General features: G+C 69.1%; 13 protein-coding genes. 5 read left to right on the top strand and 8 right to left on the bottom strand.

All coding sequences use genetic code 11. The features are described from left to right. Positions 1-212 precede the first annotated feature (212 nt). The gene (gene dxs, locus FHS07_RS09660; RefSeq protein ID WP_183419710.1) at positions 213-2,162 is read left to right on the top strand and encodes a 1-deoxy-D-xylulose-5-phosphate synthase; all 1,950 of its coding nucleotides are present in this window, start codon (positions 213-215) and stop codon (positions 2,160-2,162) included. Between the two features lie 63 nt (positions 2,163-2,225). Here dxs and FHS07_RS09655 read toward each other — a convergent pair whose 3' ends face one another. From FHS07_RS09655 to FHS07_RS09640, 4 genes are all read right to left on the bottom strand, one after another. Next, the gene (locus FHS07_RS09655; RefSeq protein ID WP_183419709.1) at positions 2,226-4,364 is read right to left on the bottom strand and encodes a 3-hydroxyacyl-CoA dehydrogenase NAD-binding domain-containing protein; all 2,139 of its coding nucleotides are present in this window, start codon (positions 4,362-4,364) and stop codon (positions 2,226-2,228) included. Then, complete coding sequence (locus FHS07_RS09650; RefSeq protein WP_183419708.1) at positions 4,361-5,569, bottom strand: acetyl-CoA C-acyltransferase; 1,209 nt, start codon at positions 5,567-5,569, stop codon at positions 4,361-4,363. The genes FHS07_RS09655 and FHS07_RS09650 overlap by 4 nt, the downstream gene beginning before the upstream one ends. A gap of 71 nt (positions 5,570-5,640) precedes the next feature. Beyond that, the gene (locus FHS07_RS09645) at positions 5,641-6,837 is read right to left on the bottom strand and encodes an HRDC domain-containing protein (RefSeq protein ID WP_183419707.1); all 1,197 of its coding nucleotides are present in this window, start codon (positions 6,835-6,837) and stop codon (positions 5,641-5,643) included. Beyond that, positions 6,830-7,420, bottom strand: coding sequence for a DUF3000 domain-containing protein (locus FHS07_RS09640; RefSeq protein WP_343054665.1), 591 nt, complete (start codon positions 7,418-7,420; stop codon positions 6,830-6,832). The genes FHS07_RS09645 and FHS07_RS09640 overlap by 8 nt, the downstream gene beginning before the upstream one ends. Before the next feature lie 25 nt (positions 7,421-7,445). Here FHS07_RS09640 and FHS07_RS09635 point away from each other — a divergent pair, with 25 nt between their 5' ends. After that, the gene (locus tag FHS07_RS09635; RefSeq protein ID WP_183419705.1) at positions 7,446-8,651 is read left to right on the top strand and encodes an alpha/beta hydrolase family protein; all 1,206 of its coding nucleotides are present in this window, start codon (positions 7,446-7,448) and stop codon (positions 8,649-8,651) included. Between the two features lie 104 nt (positions 8,652-8,755). On the opposite strand, the gene FHS07_RS09630 is transcribed toward FHS07_RS09635, so the two are convergent. After that, positions 8,756-9,196, bottom strand: a complete 441-nt coding sequence (locus FHS07_RS09630) for a SufE family protein (protein WP_183419704.1) — start codon at positions 9,194-9,196, stop codon at positions 8,756-8,758. A 46-nt stretch (positions 9,197-9,242) separates the two neighbouring features. Further along, complete coding sequence (locus FHS07_RS09625) at positions 9,243-10,145, bottom strand: rhodanese-like domain-containing protein (protein WP_183419703.1); 903 nt, start codon at positions 10,143-10,145, stop codon at positions 9,243-9,245. A gap of 118 nt (positions 10,146-10,263) precedes the next feature. Between FHS07_RS09625 and zapE the strand changes: the two genes are divergently transcribed. The 3 genes from zapE to FHS07_RS09610 all read left to right on the top strand — a co-directional run bounded on the left by zapE (position 10,264) and on the right by FHS07_RS09610 (position 13,343). Beyond that, a complete protein-coding gene (gene zapE / locus FHS07_RS09620) occupies positions 10,264-11,301 on the top strand; it encodes a cell division protein ZapE (RefSeq protein WP_183419702.1) in 1,038 nt (345 codons plus the stop codon). A 164-nt stretch (positions 11,302-11,465) separates the two neighbouring features. After that, a complete protein-coding gene (locus FHS07_RS09615; protein ID WP_183419701.1) occupies positions 11,466-12,740 on the top strand; it encodes an ammonium transporter in 1,275 nt (424 codons plus the stop codon). Between the two features lie 72 nt (positions 12,741-12,812). Next, on the top strand, positions 12,813-13,343 hold the full coding sequence (locus FHS07_RS09610; RefSeq protein WP_183419700.1) for a type II toxin-antitoxin system PemK/MazF family toxin: 531 nt from the start codon (positions 12,813-12,815) through the stop codon (positions 13,341-13,343). Between the two features lie 235 nt (positions 13,344-13,578). Here the strand turns inward: FHS07_RS09610 and FHS07_RS16495 are convergent, their stop codons facing one another. After that, positions 13,579-14,922 carry a tyrosine-type recombinase/integrase gene (locus tag FHS07_RS16495; protein WP_183419699.1) on the bottom strand — a complete coding sequence of 448 codons (1,344 nt, stop codon included), beginning with the start codon at positions 14,920-14,922 and terminating at the stop codon, positions 13,579-13,581. Further along, positions 14,919-15,140, bottom strand: coding sequence for a helix-turn-helix domain-containing protein (locus tag FHS07_RS09600; protein WP_183419698.1), 222 nt, complete (start codon positions 15,138-15,140; stop codon positions 14,919-14,921). Before FHS07_RS09600 ends, FHS07_RS16495 begins: the two co-directional genes overlap by 4 nt. Positions 15,141-15,303 lie beyond the last annotated feature (163 nt).

The following is a 15,303-nucleotide window of genomic DNA, read 5'->3' as shown; positions in this document are numbered from 1 at the left end:
TGTGCCCCGGGAGCTCTCGCTCCCGGGGCACATCGCGTTCGTCACGGGTCGCCGACCCCTCGGCGTGCGGCGGTGCTCCGGTGGACGGCGCGCGTACGTCGCGCGGTCGGGTCGCGGCGCCGCGCGCAAGCCGTTGCCGAGCCCGGCGCACCCTCCGAGACTAGAATTCATCAGTACGCGTACCACTGCGCGCACCGCACGAGAGGAGTCGAATGGCTCTCCTGCCCGGCATTCATGGACCCCGCGACCTCGACGCGCTCACCCCTGACGAGCTGCGCCAGCTGGCCACGGAGGTCCGCTCGTTCCTCGTCGAGAACGTCGCCCGCACGGGTGGACATCTCGGTCCCAACCTCGGCGTCGTCGAACTCACGATCGCCTTGCACAAGGTCTTCGACTCTCCTTCCGACCCCATCATCTTCGACACCGGCCACCAGTCGTACGTGCACAAGATGCTCACCGGTCGGCAGGATTTCTCGGCCCTGCGCTCACGCGGCGGACTCGCCGGCTACCCGCAGCGCTCCGAGAGCGAACACGACGTCGTGGAGTCCTCGCACGCGTCCAGCTCCCTCAGCTGGGCCGACGGGGTCTCGCGGGCCTTCAGCCGCACCTCTCGCCGCGATCGGCACGTCGTCGCCGTCGTGGGTGACGGTGCCCTCACGGGTGGCATGACGTGGGAGGCGCTCAACAACATCAGCGACGACAACGACCGCAACCTCGTCATCGTCGTCAACGACAACGGCCGGTCTTACGCGCCCACCATCGGCGGCATGGCCCGTTATCTCAACCGTGTGCGCACCAACGACGCTTATCGCACGCTGCACCGCGGCTCCGACACCCTGTTCCGCCGCCTCGGTCCCGCCGCCCGCGCCGTCTATCGCGGTGTGCGCGGGGGCACCCACGGCTTCCTGTCGCGCTTCACCAACAACGAGGCGCTCTACAGCAACCTTGACATCAAGTACCTCGGCCCCATCGACGGCCACGACTTCGAGTCGCTCATCGAGACCCTCGAGCTGGCGAAGTCGTACGGCGCCCCGGTCATCGTGCACGCGATCACCGACAAGGGCAGCGGCTACGCCCCGGCCATGAGCGACGTGGCCGACCAGTTCCACGCCGTGGGCAAGATCGACCCGATCACGGGAGAAGCACTCGGCGCCGGCGGCGGTCTGCAGTGGACCGACGTCTTCGCGGAAGAACTGGTGAAGGTCGGCGCCGAGCGAGACGACGTCATCGCGATGACCGCGGCGATGCTGCGCCCCACCGGGCTGCAGCAGTTCGCCGAGCGCTTCCCCGAGCGGGTCTACGACGTCGGCATCGCCGAGCAGCACGCCGTCGCCTCGGCCGCGGGTCTCGCCTTCGGCGGCCTGCACCCCGTCGTCGCCATCTACGCCACCTTCATGAACCGGGCGTTCGACCAGGTCATGATGGACGTCGCCCTGCACAAAGCCGGCGTCACCTTCGTGCTCGACCGCGCGGGTGTGACCGGCCCCGACGGCCCGAGCCACCACGGCATCTGGGACCTGGCCATGCTGCAGCTGGTGCCCGGCATCCGGATCGCCGCCCCTCGCGATGCGACGCGCCTCCGCGAGGTCTTCCGCGAGGCGACGGCGATCGAAGACGCCCCGACGGTGGTGCGCTACCCCAAGGGCAAGGTGAACGACGACGTCGAGGCGATCGAGCGTCTCCACGACGGCGTCGATGTGCTGCGACGCGGGGCGAGCGAAGACGTGCTGCTGGTCGGCATCGGCCCGATGGTCCACCTCGCCCTCGAGGTCGCCGAGCGACTCGAGGCGCAGGGCATCGGAGCGACCGTCATCGACCCGCGCTGGGCCATCCCCGTGCAGCCGTCGATCGTCGACCTCGCGCGCGATCACCGTCTCGTCATCACGATCGAAGACGGCATCCGTGTCGGCGGTGTCGGTACCCGCGTGCGGCAGGTGCTGCGCGAAGCGGGTGTGGACACGGCCGTCGACGAGCTCGGCATCCCCGATGAGTTCATCGACCACGCCACGCGCGAGCAGATCTTCGAGGACGCCGGCCTCACGGCGTCCAAGATCGCACACGACGTCGTCGCTCAGGTGCTCGGCACCCGTATCCCCATGGCGCGGCAGACGCCCACGGGCTCGATCCCCACGATGGACGAGTGGGAGAAGTCGCGCCCGTAGAGCCTTCGCGAACGACAGCGGCGCCGCCCCCTCGGGGACGGCGCCGCTGTCGTATACGAGGGCTCAGGCCTCGATGCCGCGGATGGGCGGGTGGTGGAACGTGTCGCCGAAGGCGCGGTCGGACGCCCCCTCACGGTCGAGGTAGGGCGAGGCCCCACCGTCGATGAAAGGCCAGCCGGCGCCGAGAATGAGACACAGGTCGATGTCCTGCACCTCGGGGACCACGCCCTCGTCGAGCATGATCTTGATCTCCTGCGCGAGGCCGTCCTGCACACGGGCGAGGATCGTCTCGGGCGCGACCGGCGTCTTCCCGGTGACGAGGACCTTCTGCGCGGCCTTGCTCCAACCGGTCACGCGACCGCCCTTGTCCTTCTCGACGACCTCGGGGAGGGCCGCGAGCTCGTGGAAGTTCTCGGACGAGAAGAATCGGTCGGGGAAAGCGTGCGCCATCGTGTCCTGCACGTGAGCCGCGACCTTCCAGCCCACGAGGTCGATGAGCTGGAACGGGCCCATCGGCAACCCGAGGGGCGCGAACGCCTTCTCCACCACCGTGATCGGTGTGCCCTCGTAGACCGCGCGTGCGGCCTCGCCCATGACCTTCGCCAGCAGACGGTTCACGACGAACCCGGGGGCGTCCGCGGTGAGCACGGCGTTCTTGCCCAATCCCTTGGCGACGACGAAGGCCGTCGACAGGGCGGCGTCGCTCGTGGCATCCGTCTTCACGACCTCGATGAGGGGCATGACCGCGACGGGATTGAAGAAGTGGAAGCCGACGAGGCGTTCGGGGTTCTGCAGCACGGAGGCGATCTCGGCCACCGACAGCGACGAGGTGTTGGTGGCCAGGATCGCGTCGTCGGCGACGATCTTCTCGATGGCAGAGAACACGTCCTGCTTCACGCCGACCTCTTCGAACACGGCCTCGATGACGAAGTCGCAGTCGGCGAACTCCGACCTGTCCGTCGTGCCGTGCACGAGGGCCCGAAGCTGGTTGGCGGTGTCGCCGTCCAGGCGACCCTTGGCTTCGAGCTTGCCGATCTCTTCGCGAATGGATGCCACACCCTTGTCGACGCGGCCCTGGTCGAGGTCGGTGATGACGACGGGCACGCGGAGTCTGCGCACGAACAACAGCGCGAACTGCGAGGCCATGAGTCCCGCGCCGATGACGCCGACCTTCGTGACTTTCTTCGCCAACGCCTTGTCGGGGGCTCCGACCGGACGCTTCGCGCGCTTCTGCACGAGATCGAAGGCGTACATGGATGCCGCGAACTGATCGCCCGTGATGAGGTCGGCGAGAGCCTCGTCCTCGCGGGCGAAGCCCTCGGCCTTCGTACCGCTCTTCGCCTTGTCGAGCAGGTCGAGCGCGACGTAGGGGGAGCGGGGGACCGTTCCGATCTTGGACTCGAGCATGCCGCGCGCGACCTTGATCGCGATGGGCCACTTCGTCAGACGCTCGATCTTGCCGGGCTCGTTCTTGCGCTCGACCTTCACGCGGCCGGTGAGCACGCCGTCGGCCCACCTCAGCGAGTCTTCGAGGTAGGACGCCGCGGGGAAGATCGCATCCATGATCCCGAGGTCGAAAGCCTGCTGCGGCTTGAGCATGCGGTTCTGCTTGAGCGGGTTCGAGATGACGACCTCGAGGGCGTTCTCGATGCCGATGAGGTTGGGCAGCAGGTACGCGCCGCCCCAGCCGGGGATGATGCCGAGGAACACCTCGGGCAGCGCGACCGCCGCCGCCGACGCGTCGACCGTGCGGTAGGTCGAGTTCAAGGCGATCTCGAGGCCACCGCCCAGGGCGAGCCCGTTGACGAACGCGAACGAGGGCACGCCCAGATCGGACAACGACCCGATCACCTGATGACCGCGCTGCGCGATGAGCCGCGCGACGTCTTTCGAGGGCAGCTTCGCGACATCCGACAGGTCGGCACCCGCGGCGAGGATGTACTGCTTGCCGGTGACGGCCACCGCGTGGATCTCACCCGCGGCGGCGCGCTTCTTCAGCGTTTCGAGCGTCTGCCCGAGTTCGGCGAGGGTGGCCGGCCCGAGGGTGTTCGGACGCGTGTGATCACGGCCGTTGTCGAGCGTGATCAGGGCGAGCACGTTGCCCGAGGGCAACCGCACGTCACGCACGGGGGAGTGGGTGACCACCTCGTCGCCGGTGAGGGCATCGAGGGGCGTGAAGTCGATGGTTGCGTAGTCGGTCACTTGCGCTTCTTCTTTCCGTTGAAGAACGGGTTCTCCCAGATGACCGAACCGCCCTGGCCGAGACCCACGCACATGGCCGTGAGGCCGTAGCGCACATCGGGGCGCTCGGCGAACTGCGCGGCGAGTTGGATCATGAGACGGACCCCGGATGCCGCGAGCGGGTGGCCGAGGGCGATCGCACCGCCCCATGGGTTCACGCGCGGATCGTCGTCGGCGATACCGAAGTGGTCGAGCAACGAGATCACCTGGATGGCGAAGGCCTCGTTCAGTTCGAACAGACCGATGTCGTCGATCGTGAGTCCGGCCTTCTTCAGAGCCTTCTCGGTCGAGGGGATCGGGCCGATGCCCATGATCTCGGGCTCGACGCCGGCGAACGCGAACGACACCATGCGCATCTTGGGAGCGAGACCGAACTCCTTCACGGCGTCGCGGCCTGCGAGCAGGCTGATGGTCGCGCCGTCGGTGAGCGGCGACGAGGTCCCCGCGGTCACTCGACCGTGGGGTCGGAACGGCGTCTTGAGCGTCGCGAGTCCCTCGACCGTGGTCTCGGGGCGGCGCCCCTCGTCTTCGGTGGCGAGGCCCCAGGCGCCCTCGGCGTCCTTGACGGCGACCGGAACCAGGTCGGGTTGGATCTTTCCCGCCTCGTAGGCCGCCTGCACCTTGTGCTGGCTCGTGGCGCCGAAGCGGTCTGCGCGTTCCTTGGTGAGGTGCGGGAAGCGGTCGTGAATGCGCTCGGCGGTGACACCCATGTTGAGCGCGCCCGGATCGACCAGCCTCTCCGCCACGAAGCGCGGGTTGGGGTCGACGTTGCCACCGATGGGGTGTCGGCCCATGTGCTCGACACCGCCCGCGAGGGCGAGGTCGTACATCCCGACGCCGATCGAGGCACCCATCGTCGTAACGCTCGTCATGGCGCCCGCGCACATGCGCTCGATCGCCAGCCCCGGCACCGTCATCGGGAGCCCCGCCAGAATCGCCGCCGTGCGGCCCAGCGTCAGACCCTGGTCACCGGTCTGCGAGGTCGCGGCGATGGCCACGTCGTCGATCCGGTCCTTCGGCACGTCGCCGTTGCGCTCCATCAACCCGATGATCGCCTTGACCACCAGGTCGTCAGCCCGGGTGTTCCGGTACATGCCCTTCTCGCCGGCGCGCCCGAAGGGGGTGCGCATTCCGTCGACGAAGAAGACGTCCGTCATCTCGGCCACTCTGCCTCCAGTGTTTGGGATGATCCCAGCCTAGGAAGGCGGTTTCGCGCTCGGGAATCGGTTGTCCGAACCTACGAATCGATGACGGGGTCGTCGTCTTCCGCGCTGAGGGAAGCTACAAAACTATCCGCGATCACCTGTGCGGTCTGATCAATCTGCCAGGGTCGCGCACCCAGGTCGATGAGGGCCGCACCGATCGAGTCGGCCGTCACCTCGGCGGGCGGGGCCCACGCGACGCGGCGCAGCGTCTCTGGCGTCAGGAGGTTCTCGGTCGGCATCCGCAGCTCTTCCGCGCGCGCCTCGACCGCCGGGCGTGCGGCCTTGAGCCGCCGATCGGCCTCGGGGTTGCGGTCGACCCACGCGCGGGGAGGCGGCAGCGTATCGCTCGGGACGCGGTCGGCGGGCAGCTCCGTCGCCTCGCGGCCCGCCACGATGGCGTTCCACCAGCGGTCGAGCTGCGTGCGGCTGGCTCGTCCGTTGAACTCCTTCACGCCGGCCAGCGCCTGCTTGCTCTGCGGGTCGGCCAGGATGGCCGCCACGAGGGCGCGATCGGGCACGAGACGCCCCGGGGCGACGTCCTGCTCACGGGCGTAGTCCTCGCGGGCCTGCCAGAGCGAACGGGCGATGGCGAGGGAGCGGCGACCGCGCACGGAGTGCAGACCGCTGAGGCGACGCCACGGGTCGTCGCGCACGGGCTTGGGGAGGCGCTCGAGCACCGCCTGGAACTCCTGCCGAGCGAACTCCGTCTTCTGCTGCTCGTCGAGTTCGGCCACGAGCACGTCGCGAACATCGATGAGATGCTCCACGTCGAGGGCGGCGTACTCGAGCCAGGATGCCGGCAGCGGGCGCGTCGACCAGTCGGCGGCCGAGTGGGCCTTGGCCAGGGTGATCCCCAACGTCTGCTCGACGACCGCGCCGAGTCCCACGCGCTCGTGGCCGAGCACGCGGGAGCCCAGCTCGGTGTCGAAGATCGACGGCGGCTCGAGACCGCGCTCGCGCAGAGAGGGGAGGTCCTGGCTCGCCGCGTGGAACACCCACTCGACGTCGCCGATCGCCTCCTGCAGCGGCGAGAAGTCCTCGATGGTCGACGGGTCGAAGAGGAAGACGCCCGCGCCGCGGCGGAACACCTGGATGAGGTAGGCGCGTTGGGAATAGCGGAACCCCGACGCCCGTTCGACGTCGACCGCGACGGGACCGTGCCCCGCGGCCAGGGCCTCGCACGCGGAGCTGAGCCCCGCGGCATCCTCGATGACGATGTACTCAACCACGCGTGGGCCTCCGGGCTCCGAACACTGCGACACCCTCCGACCCCGGGGGGAGGCCGGCGAGCATGCACACGAGCTCCGCCCACGCCTCGAGGTGCGGGCGGAAGGGACCGCGCGGCGACCATGACGCGCGAAGTTCGATCTGCGACCCCTCGCCCTGCGAGGCGAGGGCGCCGAAGCCGGTGGAGAGTGTCTTGGTGGCCGTACCCGATTCCGAGTGCCGCTCCGCCCCGCGCGAGTCGAGGGCGTCGATGAGCCACGACCACGCCACTTCCGCCAGCAGGGGGTCGACCCCGATCTCGGGCTCGAGGGGCGCCTGCGCGAAGCACACGATGCGCCACGCCCCACCCCACGGTTCCGGCTCTTCGGGATCGTGCAGCAAGATGAAGCGCCCCGTACCGAAAGGCGAGTCCGTCGCGTGTTCCTCGGGGCGCACGTCGCCGGCCAGGGCCAGCGAGAACGGCGCGAGCCCGGCGGGCGAGGGGATTTCGCGAACGACCAGGTCTTCGCGGAAGGTGGTGGCGCGCACCTCTTCGGCTGCCCGCGCGAAGGGGCTGGCGGCCTCCGCCGCGCGCTGGTCACTCACGGCCACAGACTAGAGTGAGGCCTCGATGAACGCTCCCAGGCGCGCCGCAGGTCCCCGCGCAACGCAACGCGGAGCGACCGGCATCCGCATCGCTCTGTCAGCTCTCAGCCTGACGCTCGCCGCCTCGACTGCGGCCCTCGGCGCGGTGTCGCTGCGCGTCGCGCGCACCGTCGTGCACCCCGCGGGCCGCCTGCCCGACACGCGCATCGTGCGCGTCGATCCCGCCGCTCAGACCATCACCCTCGTGCGCACACCCGACACGGCGTTGCCGGGCCGGTACGGCCTGTTCACGGTCGGCACGGTCGACTACGTGCGCCTCGGCTCGATCGTGGGTGAGGACGAGAACACGGTGACCCGCAAGCTCCTCACTCACGTCACCGCTGACGGCGACCTCGCACCGGACGCCGCCTTCAGCGGGTGGTACTACGACCGCCCCGAGCAGGTGCGCCGTCCGTTCCGCACCGTCGACATCGACACCGGTGTCGGACCCTGCCCCGCCTGGGAGTTCGCCACCCCGGCCGCGACGGACATCTGGGTGATCCAGGTGCACGGCCGCGGCACGACCAAGGCCGAGGCGCTGCGCGCGGTCCCCGTGTTCCACGACCTCGGCATCACTAGCCTCCTCGTGTCCTACCGGAACGACGGCGAAGCGCCGAAGAGCGCGTCCGGCACCTACGCGCTCGGCGCCACTGAGTGGCGCGACCTCGACGCCGCCATCGGTTACGCACGCCGCCAGGGCGCCCGGCACGTCATCGTCATGGGGTGGTCGATGGGCGGCGCGCTCGCCCTTCAGGCCGCCCTCGAATCGCCCCACGCCGACGTCATCGCGGGTCTCGTGCTCGAGTCGCCGGTCGTCGACTGGCGTACCGTGCTCCGCTTCCATGGGCGCCTCATGCGATTGCCCGCGCCCGTGATCGCCGTCGCCCAGAACGCCCTCGCGTCGAACTGGGGCGCGGCCGTCCTGGGCAGCGGCGAGGCGATCCCCCTCGACCGTCTCGACGGCGTGGCGCGCGCCCGCGAACTCCGGCATCCGATGCTCGTGCTCCATAGCGACGACGACGGGTTCGTGCCGTCCGACGCGTCGCACGCTCTGGCTGCCGCCCGGCCCGACCTCGTGACGATGGAGACCTTCCACGTGGCCCGCCACACGAAGCTGTGGAACTACGACGAGACCCGCTGGGTCACCGCCATCACGGACTGGGTGCGCGCACGGGGCTTCGCCCGCGACTGACGCGAGAGTCTCCGGGGCTTCTGGGCGCATTCTGCGTGTGGGGGCGTGTATGCACGCCCCGAACCGCGAAACCCGCCCCGAGAACGGGGACCGGACGGCGGGTCTCAGGCAGCCCGCTTGGCGCGGACCTGACGCTTGACGCGCATCAACATTCCCGTCATCCCGGCGATGCGCAGCGGACTCACGGCGCGGGTGAGGCCGATGCTCTGCGGGAAATCGTCGGGCACGCCGAGCACTTCGTCGGCACTCAGCCCGGTGAGCCCCTGGGCGAGGATGCTCGCGAACCCGCGCGTGGTCGGCGCCTCGGCCGGAGCGGTGGCGTGCATCGCGACGCTGTCGTCGTCGTCGACGGTGACGATGATGTAGACCGGCGACTGGCATTCCACGACCCGCTCGCGCATCTCGGGATGATCGGCGTACTCGGCCGGCACCTCGGGCAACTCCTGGGAGAACTCCAGCAGCAATTGCAGCCGGTCGGGCTCCTCGAGCTCGAGGAATTCGTCGCGGATCTCGGCGAGGCGGGCGGGGAGGGCGTTGTCGGACATCACCGTCATCCTCCCACGCCCGTCGCGCTCGGGCTCGATGGCGGCATCAGCGCCCGGGCACCTCGCCGGGCTCCGCACCCGACACGATGGGCACGCGCACCGCGCTGCCCCACTCGGTCCACGAGCCGTCGTAGTTGCGCACATCGTCGAACCCGAGGAGGTGCCGGAGCACGAACCACGTGTGGCTCGAGCGTTCGCCGATGCGGCAGTAGGCCACGACCTTGTCGCCGTCCGAGAGGCCCGCACCGTCGCGGTAGATGGCATCCAATTCGGCACGCGACTTGAAGCCGCCGTCCTCGGCCACGGCCTTGCCCCACGGAACACTTTGGGCGCTCGGGATGTGCCCGGCGCGCAACGCCCCTTCTTCGGGGTAGGCGGGAGCCGTCGTGCGCTCGCCCGAGTACTCCTCCGGCGAGCGCACGTCGATGAGCGGGTTGCCGAGGTGGCGGAGCACGTCGTCTTTGTATGCGCGGATGACGGAGTCGTCGCGCTCGACCACCGGGTACTCGGTGGTCTCGACGACCGTCTTCCCTGTCGTGACGGGGCGCCCCTCGGCGATCCATTTGTCGCGGCCGCCGTCGAGCAGGCGGACGTCGGCGTGGCCGAACAGCGAGAACACCCACAGCGCGTAGGCGGCCCACCAGTTGTTCTTGTCGCCGTAGATGACGACGGTGTCGTCGCGCGAGATGCCCTTGCGGCTCAACAGCCGAGCGAAGCCCTCGCCGTCGACGTAGTCGCGGACGACGGGGTCGTTCAGCTCCGTGTGCCAGTCCACCTTCACGGCTCCGGGAATGTGCCCCGTCTCGTACAGCAGTACGTCCTCGTCGGATTCGACCACGACGAGGCCCGGCTGACCGAGGCGTTCCTGCAGCCATTCACCGGTGACGAGACGGCCGGGCTCGGCGTACTCGGCGAACTTGGGCGAGGTGGTGTCGAACTCGACGGTCACGGGATCTCCTCGGTCGGGGCGATGGATGCGGCGGCATAGGCTGGACACCGCACCTTCGACCCTAGATCCGCCGTGTCGGGGCACGCACCCTCCCGTAAGACTTGGACACAGGACGGCCATGACCTCGACTCCCGCAACGACAGGGCTCACCCACCTCACCGAGCGGGAGCCGGCCGTCTCGGGCTCCGAGATGGTGAGTGCGCTCGTGCCCCCTCCGCAGTTCGACGGCGCGACCTTCGAGTCGTACCGGGCGGATGCCGCGTACCCCTCGCAGCAGGAGGCCAAGGAACTGCTGCAGGCGTTCGCGGGCACGCAGTCGGCGCCGGTGAAGAAGGGCGGGTTCTTCCGCCGGGCAGAGAAGGCACCGCAGGTCAAGCCGGGCGTGTACCTCGACGGCGGCTTCGGCGTCGGAAAGACCCACCTGCTCGCCTCGATCTACCACGCGATGCCCGCCCGCCGGAAGTACTTCGGGTCGTTCATCGAGTACACCGCGCTGGTGGGCGTGCTCGGCTACGCCAAGGCGGTCGAGCTGTTCCGCGGCTCCGACCTGCTCTGCATCGACGAGTTCGAGCTGGACGACCCGGGCGACACGATGGTGATGACCCGCCTGCTGGGCGAGCTCGTGGCATCCGGAACACGGCTCGCCGCGACCTCCAACACCCCGCCCAACGCGTTGGGCGAAGGTCGGTTCGCCGCTCAGGACTTCCTCCGCGAGATCCAGTCGATGTCGGACAGCTTCCGCACCATCCGCATCGACGGCACAGACTATCGCCAGCGCGCCATCGACGGTGCGGCCCGCGTGCTCGGCGACGACGAGTACCGACGGGCGGTGGATGCCGCCTCCGCCGGGGGAGTGGCATCCGACGACGCGTTCTCCGAGCTCGTGGGCCACCTCGCGCGCGTGCACCCCTCGAGGTTCATCCGCCTCATCGACGGCGTCACCACGATCGGCCTGCGCGACGTTCAGGTGCTGCACGACCAGTCGGCGGCGTTGCGCTTGGTCGCGTTCGTCGACCGCGCCTACGACGCGCAGATCCCGATCCGGGCCACGGGCGTGCCGTTGAGCAGCGTGTTCAGCGAAGAGATGCTGGGCGGCGGGTACCGCAAGAAGTACCTGCGCGCGGTGTCGCGCATGGTGGCGCTCACGCATTCTTGAGCGGCTCATCAGCGGCCTGAAGCTGCGCGAAACGCAGTGTTTACCGGAGTGAACTCTCTGTAACGTGCCTGAAACACGAGGCGAACGACGACGGTAACCGAGGGTGGGAACACTGAGGGGACCCGACGCTTTACCTGCGTCCCTGCAGAGAGGTTCCCTCCGAGATGGATCAAGGCAACACCGCATTCATCCTGATAGCAGCGGCACTCGTGCTGCTCATGACGCCAGGACTCGCATTCTTCTACGGCGGACTCGTCAAGGCCAAGAGCGTCATCAGCATGATGATGATGAGCTTCGGCGCGATGGGACTCATGGGCGTGCTGTGGGTGCTCTACGGGTACTCCATCGCCTTCCCCAGCACCGCCGAGGGCACCACCCAGGTGCCCTGGACGATCGACTTCACCAACTTCGGCCTTGCCAGCGTGCTCGAGACGCCCGAGGGCGCGGCGTACCCGCCCCTCGCATTCGTCGCTTTCCAGGCCACCTTCGCCATCATCACCGTCGCGCTCGTCTCGGGCGCCATCGCCGACCGTGCCAAGTTCGGCGCGTGGATGGTCTTCGCCGCCATCTGGGCCACCGTCGTGTACTTCCCCGTCGCCAGCTGGGTGTTCAACTTCGGCCTGGCCGATGACGGGTCGTTCTCGTACGGCGGATGGATCACCCACGGCATGCAGGACGTCTTCGGCGTCGGCGCCATCGACTTCGCCGGTGGTACCGCGGTGCACATCAACGCCGGTGCCGCAGCCCTCGCGCTCGCCCTGGTGCTCGGCAAGCGCGTCGGGTTCCAGAAGGGCGCGCACGTCCCCCACAACCCGCCGTTCGTTCTGCTGGGTGCGGGTCTGCTGTGGTTCGGATGGTTCGGCTTCAACGCAGGCTCCGAGCTCGCCGCCGACAACACCGCCGCCCTCGCATTCGTCAACACGATCGCCGCTCCCGCCGCCGCCCTGCTCGCGTGGCTGATCGTGGAGAAGATCAAGGACGGCAAGCCCACCTCGGTCGGCGCCGCCTCCGGTGCCGTGGCGGGTCTGGTCGCCATCACCCCGGCCTGCGCCTCGCTGACGCCGGTCTGGGCGATCGTCCTCGGGCTCGTCGCCGGTGCCGTCTGCGCCCTCGCCATCGAGCTGAAGTTCAAGCTCGGCTTCGACGACTCGCTCGACGTGGTCGGCATCCACCTCGTCGGTGGTCTGATCGGAACGCTGTACCTCGGCATCTTCGCCAACGGCACCGGTCTCATCTACAGCGGCTCGCTCACGCAGCTGCTCGTGCAGGCCATCGCGGCCTTCGCCGTGATGATCTACTCGTTCGTGCTCGCCTTCATCATCGGCTTCGCGGTCGACAAGACCATCGGCTTCCGCGTGAAGAACGAGGACGAGATCGCCGGCATCGACACCGTCGTGCACGGTGAAGAGGGCTACGTGCTCTCGGACACCCGCGGCTGATCCGCTTCACCCCGTACGGGGCGTCACCGACTCGTCGGTGGCGCCCCGTACGTCGTGTCTAGGGTGGGCGGTATGGGAACCGCCTCTCGTCTGATCTCCGCCGTCCTGGGCCTGCTGCGCCCGTCCACATCGCAGGACCGCCCGGCACCGGTCCGGCCCGCGCCGGCAAGGACGTCGGAGCGCCCGGCGCCGCCGCGGGGGAGCGAAACGATGGAGATCGACCCGCCGCGTCGGCTGACGCTGACCTACGCCCCGCAACGCGACAACGCACCCGACGGCGGCGAGATCGTCTGGACCTGGGTGCCCTACGAGGAGCGCGACGGGCGCGGCAAGGACCGCCCCGTTCTCGTCATCGGGAGAGCGGATGCCACCCACTCGTACGCCGTGCGCCTGACGAGCAAGCCGCACGACGGCGATCGCCAGTACCTCGCACTCGGTACGGGGGAGTGGGACCCGCAGAGCCGCCCCTCGTGGATCGACGTCGAGCAGGTGTATCTCGTCCATGACGCGGGCATGCGCCGCGAGGCGGCCGCCCTGGACCGTAAGCGTTTCGATGCGGTCGCCGCGGCCCTCGCCGCGCGATACGGGTGGCAGCAGCGGTAGGGTTCTCGGCGCCCTCGTCAGGCGATGACCGTCCCTCCGAGCTCGACCGGGGCGATGGAGCCCGGCGTTTGCCGAGGGTGCCCGCGCTCGATCTTCTCCCGCGGGGTGAGAGCCGCAAACGACGAAGCCCCCGGCGTACCGAGGGCTTGTGCGGTGGGCGATACCGGACTCGAACCGATGACCTCTTCCGTGTGAAGTAACTAGGCGAGTTGCGCCCGGTCCGGTTCCGAATGGTTTAGCCCGTTTTCGTGCGGTCCCGTGCGGCGTCGATCCGGTCTGGTGCGGTCCCGTCCGGTTCTGTAGTCCGTGGTGCGTGCACACGTTCGTGCACACGCGGGGCGCGCGGGATCATGCTCGCCACCCTGTCGGCGTGCACCCGGTCGGCGTCGCCCACGCGCGAAACGTAGAGGTCAGCGGTGATCCGACTCGTCGAGTGTCCCAGCCGCTTCGACAGCTGTGTGACGTCGCCGCCGCCGGCGATCCACAGCGAGGCGTGCTCATGACGCGCGCCGTGCAGCGTGATCTTGGGCAGGCCAGCGCGCTTCCGGAGCGTCTCGAAGAGGCGCGTCGCGTAGTCCGGCTTCACGGGGCCGCCGTCCTCCATCGTGAAGACGTAGCCGCTGTCGGTCCACGCCTCCGCCCAGCGCTCACGATCGCGGTCCTGCCGAAGACGCCAGTCCAGTAGCGCTCCCACGGCTGCGTCGTCGAGCGTGACGGTTCGGCGCCCGCTCTCGGTCTTCGGGTCGCTCTCGACGATCCCGCGGCGTGCCTGCGCACGCGTGTGCTGCACGTGCAGGACACGCGACGCCAGGTCGACGTGCTCCCACCGGAGCCCGACGAGCTCACCGCGGCGCATCCCGGACAGGAATGCCAACTCGTACATCGATCCGAGGCGGTGCTGCACGGCGGCGTCGAGGAAGGTCCCAACCTGCACAGGGCTCCACGCCTCGAATCGCTTCGGGCGCTCCGCCTCGAGCGGGATGCGCAAAGCTGGGTTGACGTCGACCAGACCGTCGAGCAGCGCCGACGAGAACGCTGCCTGTAGCACGACCAGGATCTTGTGCTGTGTGCCGATCCCGCGGCCGTCTTCCGCGAGCTGGTCGAAGAACGCGATCAGGTGATGCCGGCGCACATCGCTCAGCCTCATGCCGCCGAGGCGCGTGGGGATGATGTCATTCGTGACGTACCGCTCGTACTGCCCGTGCGTCGTCTCGCGAAGGCCCTGGCCGTTCCTGGCGGTGCGGCGGTGGCGGGGGAGCCACTTGCCGAGATAGGCCGCCAGCGTGTCGCGTGTGGGCGGAAGCCACCGCCCCGGGTCGATCTTCACGGCCTCCGCGTTGCGGGCCTTCTGCGCCGCCTGGCGCGTCGGGAATCCCGCAACGCGTGCCTGCTGACGTTTGCCCGTCGCGGGGTTCTTCCCGGCGCTTAGGTAGTACCCCCAGCTCCCGTGCTTGGGGTCAGCTAGGAGACGGGGGCACGCCTTCTCGCGCTGCTCGATCGTGGCCCCCTCAGGGAGCGCGCCGAAGTGGCGCCCTCCCTCGGTGCGGCATCCACAGCGACGGTAGATGCTCGCGCTCACGGTGCTACGGCCAGGGAACGCGCGCGCAGCTCGGCTGCCATGACGGACATGACGTGCGTGACCCACTGCCTCGAAGCGGCCGTGCGACCACATTCGACGCGGCGCAGATATCGGTAGCCGATCAGCGCGCGGCGCGCGAGTTCTCGCCGCCCCCATCCGAGTTCTTCGCGAAGGGCCCGCAGCACAGCGCCGTATCCGTTGTTCTGTATCGTTTCCATGTCCGATGTTCCTCTCAGTGGTGTCGGACTGGCCTCTGTGCAGTTGCTACCTGCACAGGGGCCGCTTCTCGTTCAGCCCTCAGGTCGTCGATCAACCGGAGGGAGGAGCCCAGCTTTTCGTGCCAGGCCCACCCATCGCGCGGCGGTGGAGTGGTTTGTGATG

The sequence above is a fragment of the Microbacterium proteolyticum genome, from assembly GCF_014192415.1.
Lineage (GTDB): Bacteria > Actinomycetota > Actinomycetes > Actinomycetales > Microbacteriaceae > Microbacterium > Microbacterium proteolyticum.
The sequence above is the reverse complement of the archived record's forward strand: the minus strand, read 5'-3'. Positions and strand labels throughout refer to the sequence as shown.

Excerpts from the sequence above, each read along its gene's own strand:
- dxs (WP_183419710.1), top strand. The coding sequence starts at position 213 with ATGGCTCTCCTGCCCGGCATTCATGGACCCCGCGACCTCGACGCGCTC.
- FHS07_RS09635 (WP_183419705.1), top strand. The coding sequence starts at position 7,446 with ATGAACGCTCCCAGGCGCGCCGCAGGTCCCCGCGCAACGCAACGCGGA.
- FHS07_RS09630 (WP_183419704.1), bottom strand. The coding sequence starts at position 9,196 with ATGTCCGACAACGCCCTCCCCGCCCGCCTCGCCGAGATCCGCGACGAA.
- zapE (WP_183419702.1), top strand. The coding sequence starts at position 10,264 with ATGACCTCGACTCCCGCAACGACAGGGCTCACCCACCTCACCGAGCGG.
- FHS07_RS09615 (WP_183419701.1), top strand. The coding sequence starts at position 11,466 with ATGGATCAAGGCAACACCGCATTCATCCTGATAGCAGCGGCACTCGTG.
- FHS07_RS09610 (WP_183419700.1), top strand. The coding sequence starts at position 12,813 with ATGGGAACCGCCTCTCGTCTGATCTCCGCCGTCCTGGGCCTGCTGCGC.
- FHS07_RS09600 (WP_183419698.1), bottom strand. The coding sequence starts at position 15,140 with ATGGAAACGATACAGAACAACGGATACGGCGCTGTGCTGCGGGCCCTT.